The sequence below is a fragment of the Pseudomonas sp. ANT_J12 genome (assembly GCF_008370045.1).
Lineage (GTDB): Bacteria > Pseudomonadota > Gammaproteobacteria > Pseudomonadales > Pseudomonadaceae > Aquipseudomonas.
Map to the genome: position 1 here is coordinate 117,511 of NZ_VOBN01000010.1, position 25,133 is coordinate 142,643.

At 59.2% G+C, this 25,133-nt stretch carries 22 protein-coding genes and 2 pseudogenes; 20 read left to right on the forward strand and 4 right to left on the reverse strand.

What is annotated here, in order from left to right; genetic code table 11:
• Positions 1–103: 103 nt before the first annotated feature.
• Both argE and argA read left to right on the forward strand, forming a co-directional pair.
• The gene (gene argE, locus FQ192_RS20955; protein ID WP_149660245.1) at positions 104–1,273 is read left to right on the forward strand and encodes an acetylornithine deacetylase; all 1,170 of its coding nucleotides are present in this window, start codon (positions 104–106) and stop codon (positions 1,271–1,273) included.
• A gap of 249 nt (positions 1,274–1,522) precedes the next feature.
• On the forward strand, positions 1,523–2,821 hold the full coding sequence (gene argA, locus FQ192_RS20960) for an amino-acid N-acetyltransferase (protein ID WP_149660246.1): 1,299 nt from the start codon (positions 1,523–1,525) through the stop codon (positions 2,819–2,821).
• 119 nt (positions 2,822–2,940) lie between these two features.
• Here the strand turns inward: argA and FQ192_RS20965 are convergent.
• Positions 2,941–3,489, reverse strand: a pseudogene (locus FQ192_RS20965) (hypothetical protein).
• A 350-nt stretch (positions 3,490–3,839) separates the two neighbouring features.
• Here FQ192_RS20965 and FQ192_RS20970 point away from each other — a divergent pair.
• The 10 genes from FQ192_RS20970 (at position 3,840) to FQ192_RS21015 (ending at position 12,915) form a co-directional block, all read left to right on the forward strand.
• Positions 3,840–5,183: an OprD family porin gene (locus FQ192_RS20970; RefSeq protein WP_149660247.1), complete on the forward strand. Its 1,344-nt coding sequence runs from the start codon at positions 3,840–3,842 to the stop codon at positions 5,181–5,183.
• A 352-nt stretch (positions 5,184–5,535) separates the two neighbouring features.
• A complete protein-coding gene (locus FQ192_RS20975; protein WP_149660248.1) occupies positions 5,536–6,894 on the forward strand; it encodes an OprD family porin in 1,359 nt (452 codons plus the stop codon).
• A gap of 297 nt (positions 6,895–7,191) precedes the next feature.
• Positions 7,192–7,830 (forward strand): peroxiredoxin, encoded by a 639-nt coding sequence (locus FQ192_RS20980; RefSeq protein WP_149660249.1) that lies wholly within the window; start codon positions 7,192–7,194, stop codon positions 7,828–7,830.
• A gap of 88 nt (positions 7,831–7,918) precedes the next feature.
• Positions 7,919–8,173 (forward strand): hypothetical protein, encoded by a 255-nt coding sequence (locus tag FQ192_RS20985; protein ID WP_149660250.1) that lies wholly within the window; start codon positions 7,919–7,921, stop codon positions 8,171–8,173.
• Entirely contained in the window at positions 8,174–8,767 is a 594-nt protein-coding gene (gene ssuE, locus FQ192_RS20990) for an NADPH-dependent FMN reductase (protein WP_149660251.1), read from the forward strand.
• A gap of 90 nt (positions 8,768–8,857) precedes the next feature.
• Positions 8,858–9,823, forward strand: coding sequence for a sulfonate ABC transporter substrate-binding protein (locus tag FQ192_RS20995; RefSeq protein WP_149660252.1), 966 nt, complete (start codon positions 8,858–8,860; stop codon positions 9,821–9,823).
• 25 nt (positions 9,824–9,848) lie between these two features.
• Positions 9,849–10,997: an FMNH2-dependent alkanesulfonate monooxygenase gene (gene ssuD, locus FQ192_RS21000; RefSeq protein ID WP_149660253.1), complete on the forward strand. Its 1,149-nt coding sequence runs from the start codon at positions 9,849–9,851 to the stop codon at positions 10,995–10,997.
• 9 nt (positions 10,998–11,006) lie between these two features.
• On the forward strand, positions 11,007–11,789 hold the full coding sequence (gene ssuC / locus FQ192_RS21005) for an aliphatic sulfonate ABC transporter permease SsuC (RefSeq protein ID WP_133835504.1): 783 nt from the start codon (positions 11,007–11,009) through the stop codon (positions 11,787–11,789).
• On the forward strand, positions 11,786–12,592 hold the full coding sequence (gene ssuB, locus FQ192_RS21010; RefSeq protein ID WP_123509755.1) for an aliphatic sulfonates ABC transporter ATP-binding protein: 807 nt from the start codon (positions 11,786–11,788) through the stop codon (positions 12,590–12,592). Before ssuC ends, ssuB begins: the two co-directional genes overlap by 4 nt.
• Positions 12,593–12,699: 107 nt before the next feature.
• Entirely contained in the window at positions 12,700–12,915 is a 216-nt protein-coding gene (locus tag FQ192_RS21015; protein ID WP_003229256.1) for a molybdopterin-binding protein, read from the forward strand.
• Positions 12,916–13,040: 125 nt separating this feature from the next.
• Here FQ192_RS21015 and FQ192_RS21020 read toward each other — a convergent pair whose 3' ends face one another.
• Together FQ192_RS21020 and FQ192_RS21025 are read right to left on the reverse strand one after the other, a co-directional pair.
• Complete coding sequence (locus tag FQ192_RS21020) at positions 13,041–13,673, reverse strand: TetR/AcrR family transcriptional regulator (RefSeq protein WP_149660254.1); 633 nt, start codon at positions 13,671–13,673, stop codon at positions 13,041–13,043.
• Between the two features lie 251 nt (positions 13,674–13,924).
• Entirely contained in the window at positions 13,925–15,301 is a 1,377-nt protein-coding gene (locus FQ192_RS21025; protein ID WP_149660255.1) for a glutamine synthetase family protein, read from the reverse strand.
• Positions 15,302–15,579: 278 nt separating this feature from the next.
• On the opposite strand from FQ192_RS21025, the pseudogene FQ192_RS21030 reads away from it, so the two are divergent.
• The 8 genes and pseudogenes from FQ192_RS21030 to FQ192_RS21065 all read left to right on the forward strand — a co-directional run.
• Positions 15,580–15,897: pseudogene (locus tag FQ192_RS21030) on the forward strand (gamma-glutamyl-gamma-aminobutyrate hydrolase family protein); the annotation flags it as partial.
• Positions 15,898–15,996: 99 nt separating this feature from the next.
• A complete protein-coding gene (locus FQ192_RS21035) occupies positions 15,997–17,355 on the forward strand; it encodes a glutamine synthetase family protein (RefSeq protein WP_149660257.1) in 1,359 nt (452 codons plus the stop codon).
• A gap of 59 nt (positions 17,356–17,414) precedes the next feature.
• The gene (locus FQ192_RS21040) at positions 17,415–18,779 is read left to right on the forward strand and encodes an aspartate aminotransferase family protein (protein WP_149660258.1); all 1,365 of its coding nucleotides are present in this window, start codon (positions 17,415–17,417) and stop codon (positions 18,777–18,779) included.
• A gap of 169 nt (positions 18,780–18,948) precedes the next feature.
• Entirely contained in the window at positions 18,949–20,058 is a 1,110-nt protein-coding gene (locus FQ192_RS21045) for a polyamine ABC transporter substrate-binding protein (RefSeq protein WP_149660259.1), read from the forward strand.
• Between the two features lie 188 nt (positions 20,059–20,246).
• Positions 20,247–21,344 carry a polyamine ABC transporter substrate-binding protein gene (locus tag FQ192_RS21050; protein WP_149660260.1) on the forward strand — a complete coding sequence of 366 codons (1,098 nt, stop codon included), beginning with the start codon at positions 20,247–20,249 and terminating at the stop codon, positions 21,342–21,344.
• Positions 21,345–21,417: 73 nt separating this feature from the next.
• The gene (locus tag FQ192_RS21055) at positions 21,418–22,560 is read left to right on the forward strand and encodes an ABC transporter ATP-binding protein (RefSeq protein ID WP_149660261.1); all 1,143 of its coding nucleotides are present in this window, start codon (positions 21,418–21,420) and stop codon (positions 22,558–22,560) included.
• Positions 22,557–23,477 (forward strand): ABC transporter permease subunit, encoded by a 921-nt coding sequence (locus tag FQ192_RS21060; protein WP_149660262.1) that lies wholly within the window; start codon positions 22,557–22,559, stop codon positions 23,475–23,477. Before FQ192_RS21055 ends, FQ192_RS21060 begins: the two co-directional genes overlap by 4 nt.
• Entirely contained in the window at positions 23,474–24,367 is an 894-nt protein-coding gene (locus tag FQ192_RS21065) for an ABC transporter permease subunit (RefSeq protein ID WP_149660263.1), read from the forward strand. The genes FQ192_RS21060 and FQ192_RS21065 overlap by 4 nt, the downstream gene beginning before the upstream one ends.
• A gap of 117 nt (positions 24,368–24,484) precedes the next feature.
• Here FQ192_RS21065 and FQ192_RS21070 read toward each other — a convergent pair whose 3' ends face one another.
• Positions 24,485–25,126: an HD domain-containing protein gene (locus FQ192_RS21070; RefSeq protein WP_149660264.1), complete on the reverse strand. Its 642-nt coding sequence runs from the start codon at positions 25,124–25,126 to the stop codon at positions 24,485–24,487.
• Positions 25,127–25,133 lie beyond the last annotated feature (7 nt).

Consider the following 25,133-nt stretch of genomic DNA (forward strand, 5'->3'; position numbering starts at 1 on the left):
GTCGTGCAGTGTACAGGAGTAGCCTGTCCTACGCGCCGCGACGGTTTATTCCTGTCGCCGGATGGTTCTATGATGGACTTCAATTCGGGAGTTGGAGTCAGCGATGCCTTTGCCGTCCATGAAAGATCAGTTCGCTGCGCTGATCGCTGCGCCGTCCGTCAGCTGTACCCAGCCGAGTCTCGATCAGACCAATCGCCCGGTGATCGATTTGCTGGCAACCTGGCTCGGCGATCTGGGTTTTACCTGCGATATCCAGCAGGTCAGCCCCGGCAAATTCAACCTGCTTGCCAGTTTCGGTTCCGGCCCGGGCGGCCTGGTGCTGGCCGGGCACAGCGACACCGTGCCGTTCGATGGCGCGTTGTGGCAGACCGATCCGTTGAAGCTGACCGAAGTGGACGGCCGCTGGGTGGGCCTGGGCAGTTGCGACATGAAGGGCTTTTTCGCCCTGGCCATCGAGGCAGTGATCCCGCTGCTCGACCAACCGTTCAAACAGCCGTTGCTGATTCTCGCCACCTGCGATGAAGAAAGCTCGATGTCCGGCGCGCGTGCCCTGGCCAAAGCCGGGCGTCCGCTGGGCCGGGCGGCGGTGATCGGCGAGCCGACCGGGCTCAAGCCGATCCGCATGCACAAAGGCATCATGATGGAGCGCATCGACATCCTCGGGCAGAGCGGCCATTCCTCCGACCCGCGCCTGGGCCACAGCGCCCTCGAAGCGATGCACGATGCCATCGGCGAACTGCGCGGCTTGCGCCTGTTGTGGCAGCGCGAATTCCGCAATCCGCAGTTTGGCGTGCCGACCCCGACGATGAATTTCGGCTGCATCCATGGCGGCGACAACCCCAATCGCATCTGTGGTCAATGCTCGCTGGAATTCGACCTGCGGCCGCTGCCGGGCATGGACCCCAAAGCCCTGCGTGCGGAAATCCTGGCGCGCCTCAAGCCGGTTGCCGAACGCCATCAGGTGAAGATCGACTACGCGCCGCTGTTCCCCGAAGTGCCCCCGTTCGAGCAGGCCGAGGACGCCGAATTGGTCCGCGTCGCGGAAAAGCTCACGGGCCATCGCGCCGAAGCAGTAGCGTTCGGCACCGAAGCGCCTTATCTTCAGCGTCTTGGCTGCGAAACACTGGTGCTTGGCCCGGGCGACATCGCCTGTGCTCACCAACCGGGGGAATACCTCGAAATGTCACGTTTGCAGCCTACCGTGCATCTATTACGTCAATTGATTGAACATTACTGCCTGACGCCGGCCCAAAGCCCTACGTTGGCCAATTGAACGCAACACCTGTAGGAGCAACGCTTGCTCGCGATGGCGGCATTAAATCCAACATCACAGTTGGCTGATACACCGCTATCGCGAGCAAGCTTTGCTCCTACAGAAATATATAAATTACCGGTGTCCCAACCCGTATTCATTAGGAGAGCTCGCGTGTCGCCAAGCCTGTTCCGACGATAACCACCAGCCCGTTGTGCGTTTTTTGCTTCGCCCATTTTTTTGGCTGCTATTTATTACAGGCCCAGGTTCATGCCCGACTACGTTAATTGGCTTCGTCACGCGTCTCCTTACATCAATGCCCACCGCGATTGCACGTTCGTCGTCATGCTGCCCGGTGACGGTGTGGAGCATCCGAACTTCGGCAATATCGTCCACGACCTGGTGCTGTTGCACAGCCTTGGCGTGCGACTGGTGCTGGTCCACGGTTCCCGTCCGCAAATCGAAACCCGCCTGGCCGCACGCGGCCTGATCCCGCATTACCACCACGGCATGCGCATCACCGATGCCGCGACCCTGGAATGCGTGATCGATGCCGTGGGCCAGTTGCGTATCGCCATCGAAGCGCGGTTGTCCATGGACATGGCTTCGTCGCCGATGCAGGGCTCGCGCCTGCGGGTGGCCAGCGGCAACCTGGTGACGGCACGGCCGATCGGCGTGCTTGAAGGCGTCGATTATCACCACACCGGCGAAGTGCGCCGGGTCGACCGCAAGGGCATCAATCGCCTGTTGGACGAGCGCTCCATCGTGCTGTTGTCGCCGCTCGGCTACTCGCCGACCGGTGAGATCTTCAACCTCGCTTGCGAAGACGTCGCCACCCGCGCGGCCATCGACCTGGGTGCGGATAAATTGCTGCTGTTCGGCGCCGACCTGGGCCTGATCGATGAAAACGGTCGCCTGGTTCGCGAACTGCGTCCGCAACAAGTGCCGGCGCACCTGCAACGTCTGGGCAACAATTATCAGGGCGAACTGCTGGATGCGGCGGCTGAAGCCTGCCGTGGTGGCGTAGCCCGTAGCCATATCGTCAGCTACGCCGAAGACGGCGCGCTGCTGACCGAACTGTTCACCCGTGACGGTGGCGGTACGCTGGTGGCCCAGGAGCAATTCGAACTGGTGCGCGAAGCGGCGATTGAAGACGTCGGCGGTTTGCTGGATTTGATCAGCCCGCTGGAAGAGCAGGGGATTCTGGTGCGTCGTTCCCGGGAAGTGCTGGAACGCGAGATTGAGCAGTTCAGCGTGGTCGAGCGGGAAGGCATGATCATCGCGTGCGCGGCGCTGTATCAGATTGCCGACTCGGATGCCGGGGAGCTGGCGTGCCTGGCGGTGAACCCGGAGTATCGCCATGGCGGTCGCGGCGATGAATTGCTGGAGCGGATCGAAACCCGCGCCCGGGCCCAGGGGTTGAAAACCTTGTTCGTCCTCACCACCCGCACCGCGCACTGGTTCCGCGAGCGCGGTTTCGAACCGAGCAGCGTCGAGCGCCTGCCGTCGGCGCGGGCGTCGCTGTACAACTACCAACGCAATTCGAAGATCTTCGAAAAGACCCTGTAACCGTAGCGCCACCCTCCTGTAGGAGCGAGGCTTGCCCGCGAAGGCGTCGTCACAGCCACTATCAATATCGGGCGTGATGGCCTCTTCGCGGGCAAGCCTCGCTCCTACGGGAGGTGGTGTTACTCGGTGACGAACTTCGCGCTGACATACGGCGAATAATCCGGCAGCACCGTCTCCACCTTTCCTTGTTCCTTCAAAAACTTCGCCGTCTCGCCGATCGCCTTGGCTGTGCCACCCTCGAGCCGTGCGATGGTTTGCCGGGCCTTGGCCTCCGGAAAGTTGAACCGGCGACCACCTCGGGATGCTTTTCGGCGTAATCCTCGTACACAGACTTCAAAAGTCGGCGCTCCCCCATTGGCCAACCTGCGCCGCGTCGGTGAGGCGCCTGTCAGTCTTGCGAATGGCCCCCAGCGTTGGCGACCAGCCATACGCACCCTCAATGGCACCGGATGCAGATGCCGGTGACCACCTGCAAACCGCTTTTAAAACGGCGTCAGTCGATTTTATGACCTATGGTCTTCTCACAAATCCCATCGGCCTCGGCGCTTTGCTCGGGTCGATACCGGTTTGTAGCCGGGAGTGAGGCTGGCTGGCTGGGCTTCCAAAAATCTTAATATCGATACACAAACTGTAACAATTGAGCCGGATAGTTCGCGTTTGATTGTCATGGCGTGGCTTTTGATGAGATGGATTGCGAGTGCTTTAAAACACGAGTCGATCTAAAAAAATACTAATAAATACCTTTTAGGAATTGGCTTGTGAGCCGCCATTTCAGCGGGCAGCAGCGCAGATCAATTCCTAAAGGGTATGAGAAAGGGTCTGCTGATTCTTTTTAGGCTTATGAAAATTCATGACCTTGCAGGGACCAAATCAGGGGGGGGTTAGACCATGGTCGTAGACACATAAAGTTACGATTGACTTGTGGGTCACGGTCTGGCGCTAATCGCCAATCCTAGAAACCCCGGGCTATTGACTCAGGGCCAGGAACACAAAAATTAGAAACGAGAGGAGCTTAACAATGAACAAGTCCACCTTGGCCTTGGCTGTGGCCGTAGGGGTTTTGGCGCAGCAGGCAGGCGCCGCGGGTTTCCTGGAAGACAGCAAGGCTTCCGTCAGTTCCCGCACCATGTATTACAACAACGATTTCCGCGAAGGCGCTAATACTCCTGCCAACAGTCAGCGAGAAACCGCTGAAGGTCTGAAGTTCGATTACCTGTCCGGTTTTACCCAAGGTGTTGTCGGCTTCGGTATTGATGCCCAGGCGCTTGTCGGTATCCATTTGGACGGTGGCAAGGGCCATCATCCGGACAGCAACTCGTTCTTCCCAAGCGACAGTGACGGTTCGGCCGTGGACGAGTGGAGCCGTGCATCGGCTAACGTCAAGGCTCGCTTCTCGAAGACCGAGGCCCACGTGGGTGGCGCTCTGGCACCTCAATTGCCGATCCTGCTGTCGAACGACAGCCGTCTGCTGCCACAGACCTTTGACGGTGGCACCATCACCTCGAAAGAAATCGACAACGTGACCTTCAACGCAGGTCAGTTGGAACACTCGGCCGGTCGTGCATCGTCCAATTCCACCGGCCTGGCAGTGGCGGGCGGTACTCAGGATAGCAACCAGTTCCGTTACGCTGGTGCTGACTGGAAGGTCACCAAAGACTTGATGCTGCAGTACTACTACGCGAACCTGGAAGACTACTACAAGCAGAGCTTCCTCGGCCTGGTGCACCTGTACCAGATCGCCCCGAACCAGTCGTTCAAGACTGACATCCGTTATTTCGACAGCAGCTCTGACGGCAAGAACGGCGACGTAGGCTACCGCTTCAACAACAACAACGGTTTCGCCAAGAACCCGGGCGAGGTCGATAACAAGACCTGGAGCGCCATGTTCACCTATACCCTGGGTGGCAACGCCTTCCTGGTCGGGCACCAGCGCGTCAGCGATGACGGCGGCTTCGTCATGCTGAACCAGGGCAACGTGGTTGATGGCAATAACCGTCCTGAAGGGAACGGAGGCACCAGCTTCTATCTATTCACTGACTCCATGGTTAACAGCTTTATCCGTGCCGGTGAAAACACCACCTTCGGTCAGTACAGCTACGACTTCGCGAGCCTGGGTGTACCTGGTCTGAGAGCGTCCATCGCCTACCTGCATGGCGACGATATCAAAGCCACGACTGGCAATGGCCCTGATGCATCCGAGTGGGAACGCGACATGCGGGTCGACTACACCATCCAGCAGGGCGCCCTTAAAGGTTTTGGCGTGACCGTGCGCAATGGTGTCTACCGGGGCAGCGAAGTCTCTAACAACCCCGATGTTGACCAGACCCGTCTGATCTTCAACTACACCTACAGCTTCTTGTAATCGCCTCGGAAAAAAACCTCGCTGAATGGCGAGGTTTTTTTTCGTGTTTTTTTTGATATTCCTAATTGAGCTTATCTACAAATTTTTTATTCTTTTTAGCTTTTAATCGAATCGCCTAAAGTGCATGCCGTATGGGCCGATACCTTATGTCCGACGTTACGAAGTAGTGCCCATTGATATTCCAGATCGGCATGAAAAATAATGAAATAATTTTTTATATGTTTAACATGCGTGCCCCCATCTGCATTGGTCGACTGGCAAGTCACGATTCGGTCGCGAGCGCATTTTTCAGGATCCAGGGCATTCGACCCAGGGCCGGAACACAAGAATTAGAAACGAGAGGAGCGAAACAATGAACAAGTCCACCTTGGCCCTGGCTGTGGCCGTAGGGGTTTTGGCGCAGCAGGCAGGCGCCGCCGGTTTTATCGAAGACAGCAAGGCCACTCTGGGTCTGCGTAACTTCTACATCAACACCGATAACCGTGATGGCACCGCCAGCCCAAGTCGAAACGAAGAGTGGGGCCAAGGCTTCGACCTGCGCTTCATTTCCGGTTACACCCAAGGCACCGTCGGCTTCGGTATCGACGCCATCGGCCTGCTGGGCGTACGCCTGGATTCGGGCGGCGGCACTAACGGCAACGTTGCCGCGAATGGCAGCCCTGGTACCGCTTACGGCGGCACTGTTTTCCCAAGCGAGTCCAACGGCCAGGCGGTTGATAACTTCTCCAGCCTGGGCTTGACCGCCAAAGCCAAGATCTCCCAGACCGAATTGAAGTTGGGCACTCTGCAGCCGAAGAACCCGGTGATTGTGACCAACGACGGTCGTCTGCTGCCGCAAACCTGGCAGGGCGGTCAGATCACTTCCGGCGAAATCAAGGACCTGACCCTGGTTGGCGGTCAGATCGAAGCTGTGAAGGGGCGTAACTCCAGCAACAACGAGAACCTGTCCATTAACGGTGCCTCCCCGCGTACCGCCAACAGCAATAAGTTCATCTACGCCGGTGGTGACTACAAAATCACCAAGGACCTGACTGCTCAGTACTACTACGGCAACCTGGAAGACTTCTACAAGCAACATTTCCTGGGTCTGGTTCACAACTGGGCCATCGGCCCGGGCGTATTGAAGTCCGACTTGCGCTACTTCAACAGCTCCGATGACGGCAAGAACGGCACCGATCCGCTGTACTACAGCACCGGTAACTACAGCAGCACTGCCAACGGTAAAGGCAAGGTCGACAACAACCTGTACAGCGGCCTGTTCCTGTACTCCGTTGCCGGTCACACCTTCGGTGGCGGTTACCAGGTCAGCAATGGCAGCAGCGACTTCCCTTGGCTGAACCAAGGTGACGGCTCGTCGAACTACACCATCACCGATATGCAGATCCAGAAGTTCGGCCGTGCCGGCGAGAAAACCTGGCAGGCTCGCTACTCGTATGATTTCGCCAAGGTCGGCTTGCCTGGCTTGACGGCTGGTATGGTTTATCTGCGTGGCGACGGTATCGACACTAACCGCGTCAGCGCTACCGTTCCAGCAGGTAACAACAGCACTGAATGGGAACGCGACCTGACCGTCGCTTACGTAGTACCAGAAGGTCCGCTGAAAAACGTTGGCTTCATGTGGAAAAATGCTACCTGGCGTACCGATATCCCGGGCGTTCGCTCCCAGGACGAAAACCGCCTGATCCTCAGCTACTCGATCCCGCTGCTGTAATAGCGCGCTCAAGTACACCTGAGTAAAAAAAGCCCCGCCCGGCACCTCGCCGGGCGGGGCTTTTGCGTTTTCAGGGCGGAGTCACCCCCGTAATCCCGCCCTGAAATTCCCCTCTTTTGCAGCAACTCAAGGCCTTCTCGAACCTTGAGGGCGATGTTGGCCGCGATGGCGGGCGAGGTCCAGTGAACAGATGTTTAATATTCACTTATGATCTAAATAAATCGATATTTATTCTTTTTAATTCAATCGGAATGCAGGCACAGTTGAGCTCAACAAGCACTCACCAGGAGCAGCACCATGAGCCTCAGACTTGGCGATATCGCCCCCGATTTCGAACAGGATTCCAGCGCCGGCACCATCCGTTTCCACGAATGGCTGGGCGATAGCTGGGGCGTGCTGTTTTCCCACCCGGCGGACTTCACCCCGGTGTGCACCACCGAACTGGGCTTTACCGCCAAGCTCAAGGATGAATTCTCCAAACGTGGCGTCAAAGCCATCGCCCTGTCGGTGGACCCGGTGGACTCGCACCACAAGTGGATCGAGGACATCAACGAAACCCAGAACACGATCGTCAACTTCCCGATCCTCGCCGACGCTGATCGCAAGGTCTCGGACCTGTACGACCTGATTCACCCGAACGCCAACGACACTCTGACCGTACGCTCGCTGTTCGTGATCGACCCGAACAAGAAGGTTAGGCTAACCATCACCTACCCGGCGAGCACCGGCCGTAACTTCCATGAAATCCTGCGGGTGATCGACTCGCTGCAACTCACCGACAACTACAAGGTGGCCACCCCGGCCAACTGGCAGGACGGTGATGAAGTGGTGATCGTGCCGTCGCTCAAGGACGAAGACGAAATCAAGAAACGCTTTCCCAAGGGCTATCGCGCGGTGAAACCGTACCTGCGCCTGACGCCGCAGCCGAATCGTTAATGATCGTTCCTACGCTCTGCGTGGGAACGATCAGCAACCCCTGTAGGAGCGAGGCTTGCCCGCGAAGGCGTCATCAAGGCCGCCATTGATGCAAGCCGTGATGGCCTCTTCGCGGGCAAGCCTCGCTCCTACAGGGGGTATGTGTATTCACAAAGCAGGGGATTTTTCAGGCCGTTTTTACGGCCTGTTTTTTTGTCTGGAGAAAGGCGTATCGCATAGTTCTTTAAAGAATAACCAAATGAATAAATATGATTTATGGATATATAAATCACCTGTTAAGGTCACTTCCATCAAAGCGAGATCGCACACTGCGAATCGCCACACCGCTCAAGGAATCACCTGAATGCTGGTCGTCTCACTCGGTGGCAGCCCCAGCCAACGCTCTCGTTCCGGGGTGTTGCTGGAGCGTTCGCAACGCTGGTTGCAGGAACAAGGGGTGGAAGTGGTGAGTTATCAGGTACGGGACTTCCCGGCCGAAGACTTGCTGCACGCACGCTTCGACAGCCCGAAGGTAATCGACCTGTTGCAACAGATTGAAAACGCCGACGGCCTGCTGATCGCGACGCCGGTGTACAAGGCGTCGTTCTCCGGTGCCTTGAAAACCGTACTCGACTTGCTGCCCGAGCGCGCCCTGGCGCACAAAGTGGTGTTGCCAATGGCGACCGGCGGCAGCATCGCCCACATGCTGGCGGTGGATTACGCGCTCAAACCAGTGCTGTCGGCACTCAAGGCCCAGGAAATGCTCCACGGGATTTTCGCCGTGGACAGCCAGATCGCTTACGGCGAAGGCAGTGCCCAGGCGCAATTGGCGCCGGAGCTGGAGCAACGATTGACTGAATCCCTGGAGCTGTTTTTCAGCGCCATGGCGCGACGGCCCAAGCCGATCGACCCGAACCTCTTGAACGAACGTTTATTGAGTGCTCGCTGGAGCATTTGAGCCTTACCCCGAATTTGATCCACTCACCTTACTCAGCCGCCAACGGCCAAGCAGGTGCAGCCAACACCCAACAGCAAATAGGAGAGCGCTATGCGCACTGTCATTTTGCGTCGTGGTCTGGTCGCCCTGTTTGTGGCGGCTGTGTCCTTCGGCGTTATTTCCCAAGCACAAGCCGAGACATTGCGAATCGGTTATCAGAAGTACGGCACCCTGGTGCTGCTCAAGGCCAAAGGCACCCTGGAAAAACGCCTCGCCGCCCAAGGCGTGGACGTGCAATGGACTGAATTCCCCGGTGGCCCGCAACTGCTGGAAGGCCTGAACGTCGGCTCGATTGACTTCGGTGTCACCGGCGAAACCCCGCCCGTCTTCGCTCAAGCCGCCGGTGCCGATTTGCTCTACGTCGCCTACGAACCGCCAGCACCTCACAGCGAAGCGATCCTGGTGCCGAAGGACTCGACGATCAAATCCGTTGCCGACCTCAAGGGCAAGAAAGTCGTCCTGAACAAGGGCTCCAACGTTCATTACCTGCTGGTCCGCGCCCTCGAAGACGCCGGCCTCAAGTACACCGATATCCAGACCGTATTCCTGCCACCCGCCGATGCCCGCGCTGCGTTCGAACGCGGCAGCGTCGATGCCTGGGTGATCTGGGACCCGTACCAGGCGGCCGCCGAACAGCAACTGCAAGCACGCACCCTGCGTGATGGCCAAGGCATCGTCGACAACCATCAGTTCTACCTGGCGACCAAGCCTTACGCACAGAAAAACCCCGAGGTGATCAAGACCCTCGTCGAAGAAGTGCGCGCCGTTGGGGAATGGTCCAAAGCCAACCCGGAAGACGTGACCAAACAAGTTTCGCCACTGCTCGGCCTGTCGCCGGAGATCACCCTGACCTCGGTAAAACGCCAGGGCTACGGCGCGCTGTTTCTGACCCCGGAAGTGGTCGCCGCGCAACAGAAAATCGCCGACAGCTTCTACCAGCTCAAGCTGATTCCCAAGCCGCTCAGCATTAAAGACGTGATCTGGACGCCACCGGCAGCCGTTGCCAAAGCGCAGTAATTCGAATTCCTAAGGAGACCACTCCATGAGCCTCAATATTTTCTGGTTCCTGCCTACCCACGGCGACGGCCATTACCTTGGCACCGCCGAAGGCGCTCGCGCCGTTGACCACGGTTATTTGCAGCAGATCGCCCAGGCAGCGGATCGCCTGGGCTTCGGCGGGGTGTTGATCCCGACCGGCCGCTCCTGTGAAGACTCGTGGCTGGTGGCCGCGTCGCTGATCCCGGTGACCCAGCGTCTGAAATTCCTTGTCGCCCTGCGCCCCGGGATCATTTCCCCGACGGTGGCGGCGCGGCAGGCGGCGACTCTGGATCGACTGTCCGGCGGTCGTGCGCTGTTCAACCTGGTGACCGGTGGCGATCCAGATGAATTGGCCGGCGACGGTTTGTTCCTCAGCCACGAAGAGCGTTATCAGGCCTCGGTGGAATTCACCCGCATCTGGCGCCGGGTGCTGGAAGGCGAAACCGTGGATTACGACGGTCAGCACATCAGCGTGAAGGGCGCGAAGTTGCTCTATCCGCCGATCCAGCAACCGCGTCCGCCGCTGTACTTCGGCGGTTCTTCGGAAGCAGCTCAAGACTTGGCAGCCGAGCAAGTGGAGATGGTCCTGACCTGGGGCGAACCTCCAGCGGCCGTGGCCGAGAAGATTGAACAAGTGCGCGCCAAAGCGGCGAAGCTCGGGCGTACCGTGCGCTTCGGTATTCGTTTGCATGTGATCGTGCGGGAAACCAACGAGGAAGCGTGGGCGGCGGCGGATCGGCTGATCTCCCATGTGGACGACGAAACCATCGCTCGGGCGCAAGCGTCCCTGTCGCGTTTCGATTCGGTCGGCCAGCAACGCATGGCCGCGCTGCATGGCGGCAGCCGCGACAACCTGGAAGTCAGCCCTAACCTGTGGGCCGGCGTCGGCCTGGTGCGCGGCGGTGCCGGGACGGCGCTGGTAGGCGACGGTCCGACCGTGGCTGCGCGGATGAAGGAATACGCGGACCTGGGCATCGATACGTTCATCTTCTCCGGTTATCCACACCTGGAAGAGGCTTACCGCGTGGCCGAATTGCTGTTCCCGCACATCGACGTGCAGCGTCCGGAACAACCCCAAGGTGCCAACTTCGTAAGCCCGTTCGGCGAAATGGTGGCCAACGACATTCTTCCCAAAGCCGCGTCCCAGAGCTGAGGCGCCGCCATGAAAAGAATTATCCACAACCTCGCGCCCTGGGCGTTGCCGGTGTTGCTGTTGGCGGTGTGGCAGTTGTCGGTGTCGGCGGGCTGGTTGTCGACGCGGATCCTGCCGGCGCCCATCGCGGTGATCGAGGCGGGCGTGAGTCTGGTGCGCAGCGGTGAAATCTGGACCCACCTGGCCATCAGCGGCTGGCGTGCGGCACTCGGTTTCACCATTGGCGGCGGCATTGGTCTGGCCTTGGGTTTCATCACCGGTCTGTCGAAGTGGGGCGAACGCCTGCTCGACAGTTCGGTGCAGATGATCCGCAACGTGCCGCACCTGGCGCTGATTCCGCTGGTGATCCTGTGGTTCGGCATCGATGAGTCGGCGAAGATTTTCCTCGTGGCCCTGGGCACGTTGTTCCCGATCTACCTCAACACGTATCACGGCATCCGCAACGTCGATCCGGCGCTGGTAGAGATGGCGCGCAGTTATGGCTTGTCCGGTTTCAGCCTGTTCCGTCAGGTGATTTTGCCGGGGGCGTTGCCTTCGATTCTGGTCGGTGTGCGTTTCGCTCTGGGGTTCATGTGGCTGACGCTGATCGTGGCCGAAACCATTTCCGCCAGTTCCGGCATTGGCTACCTGGCGATGAATGCCCGGGAGTTTTTGCAGACCGACGTGGTGGTGCTGGCGATTCTGCTTTACGCGGTGCTCGGCAAACTGGCTGATCTCGCGGCCCGTGGACTTGAGCGCGTTTGGTTGCGCTGGCATCCGGCGTATCAGGTTGCCAAAGGAGGTGCCGCATGACCGCTCAACAACCTCCACGCCTGCTGCGCGGGATTCCGCTGGCCGTGCGCAAGTTGCAAAAGACCTTTGGTTCGCGGCAAGTGCTGCGCGAGGTCGACCTGCATATTCCGGCCGGGCAATTCGTGGCGGTGGTCGGTCGCAGCGGCTGTGGCAAAAGTACCCTGCTGCGCTTGCTCGCCGGTCTCGACAAGCCTACGGGCGGCGAGCTGCTGGCCGGTTCGGCGCCACTGAGCGATGCCCGGGAAGACACGCGATTGATGTTCCAGGAAGCGCGTTTGCTGCCGTGGAAGAAGGTCATCGACAACGTCGGCCTGGGGCTTAAGGGCAACTGGCGCCCTCAAGCGTTGGAAGCGCTGGAGTCGGTGGGCCTGGCGGATCGCGCCAATGAGTGGCCAGCCGCGCTGTCCGGTGGGCAGAAGCAACGTGTGGCCCTGGCCCGCGCGCTGATCCATCAACCGCGCTTGCTGCTGCTGGATGAGCCTTTGGGCGCCCTGGATGCCCTGACCCGAATTGAAATGCAGCAGCTGATCGAACGGCTCTGGCAAAAGCACGGCTTCACTGTGTTGCTGGTGACCCACGACGTCAGTGAAGCGGTGGCGATTGCCGATCGGGTGATCCTGATCGAAGACGGCGAAGTCGGCCTCGACCTGCACGTGGAACTGCCGCGCCCTCGGGTGCGCGGCTCCCATCGGCTGGCGGCGCTGGAAACCGAAGTCCTCAACCGCGTGCTGTCCCTGCCGGGCGAGCCGCCGGAACCGGAACCCGTTTCACCCTTGCCTACGCAACTGCGTTGGGCGCAATAGAAGCAGCGGTAAGTTGCAAGCTGCAAGCGGTAAGTAAAAGCGTTCTGCTTCTTCTTGCGGCTTGTAGCTTGGAGCTTGCGGCTCATTTCGACTCGAGGAGAAATCGCATGACTATCAAAGCCATCAACGTTCGTAACCAGTTCAAGGGCTCGATCAAGGAAATCGTGCTGGGTGACGTGCTGTCGGAAATCGACGTTCAGACCGCGTCGGGCATCGTTACTTCCGTCATCACTACCCGTTCGGTGAAAGAGCTGGAACTGGTGGTCGGCAGCGAAGTGATTGCCTTCGTGAAATCCACTGAAGTGTCGATCGCCAAGTTGTAAACAATGCCGAAAGGTAGGCCCCGATCGTTCCCACGCTCTGCGTGGGAATGCAGCCCGGGATGCTCCGCGTCCCATTGGAACGCAGAGCGTCTCTGGAGGCATTCCCCCGTGGTGCGTGGGAACGATCAGAGGATGCGCTTGGGCAGGTACGGCGGCAGGTAAAGCCCCAGATACGCATCGAACACCCGCATCCCTTCCTCGGCCATTCGCGGTGTGATCTGCCCGTGCTGCTGCACCGAACGTGCATACACCCGATCCCCCAGCTCCATGGCCAACGCAAACACATCGACATCCTTGGGCAGCCTCGGCAGCTCGAAGTGATGATCGAACAGCTTGTGCATCAAGTCGCCCAGTTCGATGTCGTGCTGACGGTCGGCCTGGGTGACTTCGGTCAGGCCGTGTTGGGCGAGGATCAACTGGCGGGCGGCGGCGTCTTCGCCGTAGATGTCGAGCATGCGCTGTTCCACCAGCCGCGACAGGTCACGCCAGCCGCTGAGGGCTGCGTGGTCGATCGGTTCTAGCAGGCAGGCGCGGAACGCGGCGTGGACGTCGGCGGTCAGGGCTTCGAGCAGGGCCGGAACGCTGGCGAAGAAGTGGTAGACGGAGGAGGGCGGAATCTCCGCGCGCTCGGCGACGCTGTAGATCGACAGGCTGGCCACGCCCTCGGCGGCGAGCAGCGTGCGGGCGGCATCGAGGATCGAATCGATCCGCGCCTGGCTGCGTGCGCGGGGTTTGCGGATAGGGGCGGGGCGCGTCATTGGAGTCTCCTGCGGGGCAGCGGGCATTGTACGCAGAGGATGGGATAGAGCCATACCCTGTGGCGAGGGGGCTTGCCCCCGTTGGAGTGCGCAGCACTCCCAAATCCGGCTCATGCGGTGTGTCTGGTTTAATTTGGGGCTGCTACGCCGCCCAACGGGGGCAAGCCCCCTCGCCACAGGGTTTTATGCAGGCCATAAAAAAACGCCGTCAGCTTCATCAGCCGACGGCGTTCTTTTTTCACGGCAACCGCTTAAACGGTATGCAGGTACCAGTTGTACTCAAGGTCGGAGATGGAGTGTTCGAATTCCTCCAGCTCACTTTCCTTGCAGGCCACGAAGATATCGATGTACTTCGGATCGATGTACTTGGCCATGACTTCGCTGTCGTCCAGCTCGCGCAGTGCATCACGCAGGTTGTTCGGCAGGCTTTGCTCGTTCTGCTCGTAGGAGTTGCCTTCCACGGGCGCGCCCGGCTCGATCTTGTTGGTCAGGCCGTGATGCACGCCTGCCAGGACCGAAGCCATCAGCAGGTACGGGTTGGCATCGGCGCCGGCCACGCGGTGCTCGATACGCACCGCATCGGACGAGCCGGTCGGTACGCGAATCGCCACGGTCCGGTTGTCCAGGCCCCAGCACGGCGAGTTCGGCACGTAGAACTGTGCGCCGAAACGACGGTACGAGTTGACGTTCGGGCACAGGAAAGCCATTTGCGCCGGTAGGGTCTCGAGCACACCGCCGATCGCGTGACGCAGTGCGGCGTTCTGCTCGGGATCCTCGCTGGCAAAGATGTTGTTGCCTTCTTTGTCGAGAATCGAAATGTGTACGTGCAGACCATTGCCTGCCTGGCCCGGATACGGCTTGGCCATGAAGGTGGTGTCCATCTCGTGGTCATAGGCGATGTTCTTCACCAGACGCTTGAGCAACACCGCGTAGTCGCAGGCTTTGATCGGGTCGTTGACGTGATGCAGGTTGACTTCGAACTGCGCCGGGGCACTTTCCTTGACGATGGCGTCGGCCGGGATGCCTTGCTCCTTCGCACCTTCCAGAATGTCCTGGAGGCAGTCGACGTATTCGTCGAGGTCGTCGATCAGGTAGACCTGTGTCGAATGCGGGCGTTTGCCGGAGATCGGCGAGCGTGGCGGTTGCGGTCGGCCGTTCACGTTCTCCTGGTCGATCAGGTAGAACTCCAGTTCGAACGCGGCACAGATCGTCAGACCCATGTCATCGAACTTGGTCACCACTTGACGCAAGACTTCACGGGGATCCGCGAAGAAAGGTTCACCTTCGATTTCGTGCATGGTCATCAGCAGTTGCGCGGTAGGGCGCTTTTGCCAAGGCTCATTGCACAGGGTGTCGGGGATTGGATAGCAGATTCGGTCAGCATCGCCGATGTCCAGGCCCAGGCCGGTGCTTTCCACCGTCGAGCCATTGATATCCAGAGCAAATAGAGAGGCCGGCAGGTTGATGCCTTTCTCGTAAACCTTGTGGAGGCTGGTGCGTTCAATGCGCTTGCCGCGCACCACACCATTCATATCCGCAATCAGAAGGTCAACGTACAGAACCTCAGGATGTTCCTTAAGGAACGCGTTCGCTTCGTTAAGCTGAACGGCACGCGGGGGTACCGACATGATGCAACACCTTTGTTGTTAAAAATATCAATCATTGATCTCTTCGGGTTTCAGTCAACCCGAACGGCATGCCGAAGTCAAGCGAGGCCTTTTTTGCCCTAAAAAAGCGCTCACGCGGCTTTTTTGAGGCAGTTTGGGGCGTTTTTATGCCTTTGGACGCTTTGGCGCCCGCAGGCTTGAGCGGGCCGTGTTGTATTTTTTACGGGGGTGTTGTGTAAAAAAATGAACAAGGCTAAGCTCGATTCAAACCCATAACAGCAATAATACCGGGGTGCTTCATGTCTCGCCTGCCGTCAATCGGCGTCGCCGTCTGCTCTGGGCAGAACGGTCTGCATGCTTATCACATCAGTGGCGATCGTTGCGTTCACGCCAAGGCCCAAGTTGCCAAAGGCGTGCCGTCGACTCTTCCTTCCCCGGTGGCCTCGCTGGCCCCGTCCGATATTCTGGACGGTCTGCACGACATTCTCTTTACTGCCCGTACTCCCAATATAGAACCGTTTTACTTCAGCGGCCCGGCCAATGCGTCGGGCCCTGCTCATGATTCTGCACGTGCGGCTACGCTCTCTCTCACCCACGCCCTGGTCGCGGCGGGTGTTTGTGCGCGGCCCTTGCAGTGGCAATCTGTAACACGCGACGCCGATGCGTCAAACAACGCCTGACTTATCAGAGTCAGGAAACTCAGCCCAGAGGCATTTATGAGTAACAACCTCGACCAGCTCACCGATTGGTTGAAAGACCACAAGATCACAGAAGTCGAATGCATGATCGCCGACTTGACCGGGATCACCCGGGGCAAGATTTCGCCGACCAACAAGTTCATTGCCGAAAAAGGCATGCGCCTGCCCGAGAGCGTTCTGTTGCAGACCGTGACCGGCGACTATGTCGAAGACGACATCTATTACGAACTGCTCGACCCGGCCGACATCGACATGATCTGCCGCCCCGACCAGAACGCGGTGTACCTGGTGCCCTGGTCTATCGAGCCCACGGCTCAGGTGATCCACGACACCTACGATAAGCAAGGCAACCCGATCGAGCTGTCGCCGCGCAACGTATTGAAGAAGGTCCTGAAACTCTATGCCGACAAGGGCTGGCAGCCGATCGTGGCGCCGGAAATGGAGTTTTACCTGACCAAGCGCTGCGAAGACCCGGACTTCCCGCTGCAACCGCCCATCGGCCGTTCCGGTCGCCCGGAAACTGGTCGCCAGTCGTTCTCGATTGAAGCGGCAAACGAATTCGACCCGCTGTTTGAAGACGTCTACGACTGGTGCGAACTGCAGGAGCTGGACCTCGACACACTGATCCACGAGGACGGCACGGCGCAGATGGAAATCAATTTCCGTCACGGCGATGCCCTGTCCCTGGCCGACCAGATCCTGGTGTTCAAGCGCACCATGCGCGAAGCCGCGCTCAAGCACGACGTCGCGGCGACGTTCATGGCCAAGCCCATGACCGGCGAACCCGGCAGCGCGATGCATATCCACCAGAGCATCATCGATATCGAGACCGGCAAGAACGTCTTCTCCAATGAAGACGGAACCATGAGCCAGTTGTTCCTGCACCACATCGGTGGTTTGCAGAAACTGATCCCCGAGCTGCTGCCGCTGTTCGCCCCGAACGTCAACTCGTTCCGCCGCTTCCTGCCGGACACCTCGGCACCGGTGAACGTGGAGTGGGGCGAAGAGAACCGCACCGTGGGCCTGCGCGTGCCGGATGCCGGCCCGCAAAACCGTCGGGTGGAAAACCGCCTGCCGGGCGCCGACGCCAACCCGTACCTGGCGATTGCCGCGAGCCTGCTCTGCGGCTACATCGGCATGGTCGAAGGCTTGAACCCGAGTGCGCCGGTGGTGGGCCGTGGCTATGAACGCCGCAACCTGCGCCTGCCACTGACCATCGAAGACGCGCTGGAACGCATGGAACACAGCGCGACCATCGAGAAATACCTGGGCAAGAAATTCATTACTGGCTACGTCGCGGTCAAGCGGGCCGAGCATGAAAACTTCAAGCGCGTGATCAGTTCGTGGGAGCGGGAATTCCTGCTCTTCGCCGTCTGATACGCCGGGGCGCGGACGGAAGTTTCCGCGCCCTTCACTGGATAACTAGGAGAATTCGCATGACCAGCAACAACCCGCAAACCCGTGAATGGCAAGCCTTGAGCAGCGAGCACCACCTGGCGCCGTTCAGCGATTTCAAGCAGCTCAAAGAGAAAGGCCCGCGCATCATCACCAGCGCCAAGGGTGTTTATCTGTGGGACAGCGAAGGCAACAAGATCCTCGACGGCATGGCCGGCCTGTGGTGCGTGGCGATCGGTTACGGTCGCGATGAACTGGCCGACGCCGCTGCCAAGCAGATGCGCGAACTGCCTTATTACAACCTGTTCTTCCAGACCGCTCACCCGCCGGTACTGGAGCTGGCCAAGGCGATTTCCGACATCGCGCCAGAAGGCATGAACCACGTGTTCTTCACCGGTTCCGGCTCCGAAGGCAACGACACCATGCTGCGCATGGTCCGCCACTATTGGGCGATCAAGGGCCAGCCGAACAAGAAAGTCATCATCAGCCGCAAGAACGGTTATCACGGTTCCACCGTGGCCGGCGCGAGCCTGGGCGGCATGACGTACATGCACGAACAGGGCGACTTGCCGATCCCGGGCATCGTCCACATTGCCCAGCCGTACTGGTTCGGTGAAGGCGGCGACATGAGCCCGGACGAGTTCGGTATCTGGGCCGCCAATCAACTGGAAGAGAAAATCCTGGAACTGGGCGTGGATAACGTCGGTGCCTTTATTGCCGAGCCGATCCAGGGCGCCGGTGGCGTGATCGTGCCGCCCGACAGCTACTGGCCGCGCATCAAGGAAATCCTCGCCAAGTACGACATCCTGTTCGTGGCCGACGAAGTGATCTGTGGTTTCGGTCGTACCGGTGAGTGGTTCGGTAGCGATTACTACGATCTGAAGCCCGACATGATGACCATCGCCAAGGGCCTGACCTCCGGCTACATCCCGATGGGTGGCCTGATCGTGCGTGACGAAGTGGTGAAGGTGCTCAACGAGGGTGGCGATTTCAACCACGGTTTCACCTACTCCGGGCACCCGGTAGCCGCAGCGGTAGCGTTGGAAAACATCCGCATCCTGCGCGAAGAAAAAATTATCGAGCGCGTCCACGCCGAAACGGCACCCTATTTGCAAAAGCGTCTACGGGAACTGAACGATCACCCGTTGGTGGGAGAAGTGCGCGGCGTCGGTCTGTTGGGGGCCATCGAACTGGTCCAGGACAAGGCCACTCGCAAACGTTACGAAGGCAAGGGCGTGGGCATGATTTGCCGCACTTTCTGCTTCGACAACGGCCTGATCATGCGTGCCGTGGGCGACACCATGATCATCTCCCCGCCATTGGTGATTACCAAGGCGGAAATCGATGAGTTGGTGGCCAAGGCGCGCAAGTGCCTGGACCTGACCCTGAGTGCGTTGCAGGGCTAAGTGCTAGGCTCTGGGCGAGGTGTGCGGTCGGCACTTCGCCCAGTGCAAATAAAGGAGGGGTCTTTCCTTGAAAGCCTGCCTCGGAACTTGCCAGACTACCGGTTGTTCGGATGCCCAGTAACAGGCCGCTGAGCGCGTGGTTAAAAAGAAAAATTGGAGCATTACCCACATGAAGGCATTAGGTATGAAGATAGCTGGCAAGACCCTCCTCGCCATGTCCCTGATGGGCGTGATGGCGGGTGCAGTACAGGCCGATGACAAGGTACTGCACGTCTATAACTGGTCCGACTACATTGCACCGGACACCATCGCGAACTTCGAGAAAGAGTCCGGGATCAAGGTGGTGTACGACGTTTTCGACAGCAACGAAACCCTGGAAGCCAAGTTGCTGGCAGGCAAGTCCGGTTACGACGTGGTCGTGCCGTCGAACAACTTCCTCGCCAAGCAGATCAAGGCCGGGGTTTACCAGGAGCTGGACAAGTCCAAGCTGTCCAACTACGGCAACCTGAACAAATCGCTGCTTAAAGCGGTTTCCGTCAGCGACCCGGACAACAAACACGCCTTCCCTTACATGTGGGGCTCGATCGGCATCGGTTACAACGCGGAGAAAGTCAAAGCCGCGTTGGGCGTCGACACCATCGATTCCTGGGACATCCTGTTCAAGCCTGAAAACATCGCCAAGCTCAAGGGCTGCGGTGTGAGCTTCCTCGATTCGCCGACCGAAATGCTGCCGGTCGCGCTGCACTACCTGGGCCTGCCAACCGACAGCCAGAAGAAAGAAGACATCAAGAAAGCCGAAGAGCTGTTCCTCAAGATTCGTCCTTCGGTCACCTACTTCCACTCGTCCAAGTACATCTCCGACCTGGCCAACGGCAACATCTGCGTAGCCGTGGGTTACTCGGGTGACGTGCAACAAGCCAAGTCCCGCGCTGCTGAAGCCGGTGACAAGGTCAAAGTCAGCTACGCCATTCCGAAAGAAGGCGCGGGCAGCTTCTACGACATGGTCGCTATTCCGAAAGACGCGGAAAACGTCGACGGTGCCTACAAGTTCATGAACTACCTGTTGCAGCCGAAAGTGATGGCCGACATCACCAACGCCGTGCGTTTCCCTAACGGTAACGCCGAAGCGACCCAGTTCGTGAGCAAGGACATCACCTCGGACCCAGGCATCTACCCGACAGCCGACGTGCAGGCCAAGTTGTACGCGATTGCCGATTTGCCGGCCGCTACTCAGCGTGACCTGACCCGCAGCTGGACCAAGATCAAGTCCGGTAAATAAGCCGGTTTGAGGCGACATCCTGTTGCCGCTGCCTGCGCGGTGGCGGCAACAGGAATAATTAAATGACGGAAAGTTTTGCTGGAAAGGTTTATCGAGGGTAAGTTGCGCGCCGGTTTTGTTGCCAGGCAGCCATGGCTGTCATGTAACGCTGGGCAACTTGGGCCCAACTAATTTTAGAGGACCTCCACGTGCCTATTTTTTCTTTGTTACGCAATGCCCTGCTGGTCGGCGCCGGGCTGACGCTTGCCGTCAGTGTCCAGGCCGCCGGTACGGTGCATGTTTATAACTGGTCGGATTACATCGGCTCGACCACCCTGGCCGACTTCCAGAAAGAAACCGGGATCAAACCGGTGTATGACGTGTTCGACAGTAACGAAACCCTGGAAGGCAAGTTGCTGGCCGGGCGCACCGGCTACGACGTGGTCGTGCCGTCCAACCACTTCCTCGGCAAGCAGATCAAGGCGGGCGCGTTCCAGAAGCTCGACCGCAAGTTGCTGACCAATTACGCCAACCTCGACCCGGTGCTGCTCAAGCGCCTGGAACAGAACGATCCGGGCAACCAGTACGCCGTGCCGTACCTGTGGGGCACCAACGGCATCGGTTACAACGTCGACAAGATCAAGCAAGTGCTGGGCGTCGACAAGATCGATTCCTGGAGCGTGCTGTTCGAGCCGGAGAACATCAAGAAACTGCACAGCTGCGGCGTGGCGTTCCTCGATTCCGCCGATGAAATGATGCCCACCGTGCTCAACTACATGGGCCTCAACGCCAACAGCACCAACCCTGACGATTACAAAAAGGCCACCGCCAAGCTGCTCGCGGTGCGCCCGTACGTGACCTACTTCCACTCGTCCAAATACATCACCGACCTGGCCAACGGCGACATCTGCATCGCCATCGGTTTCTCCGGCGACATGTTCCAGGCCAAGGCCAGGGCCGCCGAAGCGGGCAAGGGCGTGAAGGTGGCCTACACCATTCCGAAAGAGGGTGGGGCGCTGTGGTTCGACATGCTGGCGATTCCAAAGGACTCGTCCAACGTCAAGGAAGCCCACGCCTTCATCAACTATTTGCTCAAACCTGAAGTGATTGCCCAGGTCAGTGATTCGGTCGGCTATGCCAACCCCAACCCTGGCTCGGACAAATTGATGGAGCAATCCATCCGCACGGACGAATCGGTGTATCCACCGCAGGCCGTGCTCGACAAGACCTACGTGTCGGTCGAGCTGCCGCCCAAGATTCAACGTTTGATGACCCGCAGCTGGACCACGGTCAAGACGGGTAAATAGCTTCAAGGCTCAAACTATCCAAAGTTGGCCCACCTCGGGCGAACTGCACTCTTTTTTTCTGGGAGTTTCGTAAATGGCAGTTGCCTCCGGCGCCTATAAGAAAGCCCTCGAGGGCGACCAGACACCTAAACAGGTGTTGGTCAAAATCGACCGGGTCACGAAGAAGTTCGACGAGACGATTGCCGTGGACGACGTGTCCCTGGAAATCAAGAAAGGCGAGATCTTCGCCCTGCTCGGCGGTTCGGGATCGGGCAAATCCACCTTGCTGCGCATGCTCGCAGGGTTTGAACGGCCCACGGAGGGGCGCATTTACCTCGACGGCGTCGACATCACCGAGATGCCGCCGTACGAGCGACCGATCAACATGATGTTCCAGTCCTACGCCTTGTTCCCGCACATGACCGTGGCGCAGAACATTGCCTTCGGCCTTAAGCAAGACAAGATCCCCGCCGCTGAAGTCGATGCCCGTGTCGCGGACATGCTCAAGCTGGTTCAGATGACGCAGTACGCCAAGCGCAAGCCGCATCAGTTGTCCGGTGGCCAGCGTCAGCGTGTGGCCCTGGCCCGTTCGCTGGCCAAGCGGCCGAAGCTGTTGCTGCTCGACGAACCGATGGGCGCACTGGATAAAAAGCTGCGTTCGCAAATGCAGCTGGAGCTGGTCGAGATCATCGAGCGCGTCGGCGTAACCTGCGTGATGGTGACCCACGACCAGGAAGAGGCCATGACCATGGCCGAGCGCATCGCGATCATGCACCTGGGCTGGATCGCCCAGATCGGCAGCCCGATCGACATCTACGAAACCCCGACCAGTCGCCTGGTCTGCGAATTCATCGGCAACGTCAACATCTTCGAAGGCGAAGTGATCGACGACGCTGAAGGCCACGCGACCATCACCTGCAAAGACCTGGATCGGCAGATCTACGTCGGCCACGGCATCAGCACCTCGGTGCAGGACAAGTCCGTCACCTACGCGATCCGCCCGGAGAAACTGCTGGTCACCGCCGAAATGCCGACCTGCGAGTACAACTGGTCCAGCGGCAAGGTGCATGACATCGCCTACCTCGGCGGTCACTCGGTGTTCTACGTCGAATTGCCGAGCGGCAAACTGGTGCAATCGTTCGTCGCCAACGCCGAGCGCCGTGGCCAGCGTCCGACCTGGGGCGATCAGGTCTACGTGTACTGGGAAGACGATAGCGGCGTGGTACTTCGCTCATGAACATGCGCAAATTCAAACGCCGCCTCAACCGAATAATTCCCGGTGGCCGCCAACTGGTCATCGGGGTTCCGTTCATCTGGCTGTTCATGTTCTTCATGCTGCCGTTCTTCATCGTCTTGAAGATCAGCTTTGCCGAAGCCGACGTGGCTATCCCGCCGTACACCGAGATCTACAGCTTCATCGACCAGAAGCTCCAGGTGCTGTTGAACCTGGGCAACTACGCGATGCTCGGCGACGACGAGTTGTACATCGCCGCCTACCTCGGCTCGCTGAAGATGGCGCTGATCAGCACCGTGCTGTGCCTGCTGATCGGTTACCCGATGGCCTACGCCATTGCCAGCGCCCGTAAAGAGCTGCAAACGGTGCTGGTGCTGCTGATCATGATGCCGACCTGGACCGCAATCCTGATCCGCGTTTACGCGTGGATGGGCATCCTCAGCAACAACGGTCTGCTCAACGGTTTCCTGATGACCATGGGCTGGATCAACGAACCGCTGCAGATCCTCAACACCAACCTCGCGGTCTATATTGGTGTTGTTTACTCCTATCTGCCGTTCATGATCCTGCCGCTCTACGCCAACCTGGTGAAGCACGACAACAGCCTGCTGGAAGCCGCGTCCGACCTGGGTTCGAGCACCTTCAACAGCTTCTGGAAGATCACCATTCCTCTGTCGAAAAACGGCATCGTCGCCGGCTGCATGCTGGTGTTCATTCCGGTGGTGGGCGAGTTCGTGATCCCGGAACTGCTCGGCGGTCCGGAAACCCTGATGATCGGTAAAGTGCTGTGGCAAGAGTTCTTCAACAACCGTGACTGGCCGGTGGCGTCCGCCCTGGCGGTGGTGATGCTGGCGATCCTGATTGTGCCGATCATCCTGTTCAACCGCAGTCAGGCCAAGGAAATGGAGGGCAAAGAATGAAGAACTTCCGTTTCTCCAGCCTGATGCTGGTGTTGGGTCTGCTGTTCATCTACGCACCGATGCTGATCCTGGTGATCTACTCGTTCAACGCCTCGAAACTGGTAACGGTGTGGGGTGGCTGGTCGATCAAGTGGTACGTCGGTTTGCTCGACAACACCCAACTGATGGGCTCGGTGGTGCGTTCGCTGGAAATCGCCTGCTACACCGCGATTGCGGCCGTAGCGCTGGGCACATTGGCGGCGTTCGTCCTGACGCGGATCACGCGCTTCAAGGGCCGCACGCTGTTCGGTGGCCTGGTCACCGCGCCGTTGGTGATGCCGGAAGTGATCACCGGTCTGTCGCTGTTGCTGCTGTTCGTGGCCATGGCGCAGATGATCGGTTGGCCCCAGGAACGCGGCATCGTCACCATCTGGATCGCCCACACCACGTTCTGTGCGGCGTATGTGGCGGTGGTGGTGTCGGCGCGCTTGCGTGAGCTGGATCTGTCCATCGAAGAGGCCGCCATGGACTTGGGTGCGCGGCCGTGGAAGGTGTTCTTCCTGATCACCATTCCGATGATCGCGCCATCGCTGGCGGCGGGCGGGATGATGTCCTTCGCGCTGTCGCTGGATGACCTGGTGTTGGCGAGCTTCGTGTCGGGTCCGGGGTCGACGACCCTGCCGATGGAAGTGTTCTCGGCGGTGCGCCTGGGCGTGAAGCCGGAAATCAACGCGGTGGCCAGTCTGATTCTGCTGGCGGTGTCGATCGTGACTTTCCTGGTGTGGTTCTTCAGCCGCCGCGCCGAAGAATCGCGCAAAAAGGCGATTCAGCAAGCGATCGAAGAAGGCGCTGCCGATTCCTGGAAGCAGCCGGACGTGCGCCGGGCGCAACAGGCGCCGGAAGTGGCCTGATGATCGTTCCCACGCTCCGCGTGGGAATGCCTCTTGTGACGCTCCGCGTCACGCTTTGGGACGCGATGCGTCTCGGGCTGCATTCCCACGCAGAACCTGGGAACGATCAGTGTGGGGTCAGGCAGCCCAAGGGGATTTGCGGATGATCTCGACAAAGTTCATCGGCTTGAACCCCGGCTCGCTGTCCACCAGCACATCCGCGTTCACCGTACCGAACGTGGTGTCGGGCTTGTGTTTGAAGCCATTGGCGAACGCACACAGGATGCATTCCTTGAAGCCTTCGCCACGGGGGTGGGCATGCACCACCGCCTCACGCTGCGCCGTCGGGAACGCGGCGTAATCGATACCCAACACATCCATCTCAACCCCCGCCGTGACCAGCGCCACGTTCGGCCGCAGGTGTTGCGGCACGCCCGGCGTGGTGTGCAGGGCAATCGACAACCACACCTGTTCGATATCGTCCTCGCTCAACCCATAAGGCTTGAGGAAGGCCTTGGCCGCATTGGCACTGTCGACTTCAAACCGCTCGTTATCGCTGCGCTGACCTTCCACCAGACCCAGGTCGTGGAACATCGCGCCGACGTAGAGCAACTCCGGGTTGTAGGCCAGTTGCTTGCGTTCACCGCTCAAGGCGCCGAACAGGAATACCCGGCGCGAGTGGTGGAACAACAAGTCGGATTCGACGTCGCGGATGTATTCGGTGGTGGCCCTGGCCAATGTGCTGTCGGGGATTTTGATACCGGCAATGATGCTGCTCATGGTGCTT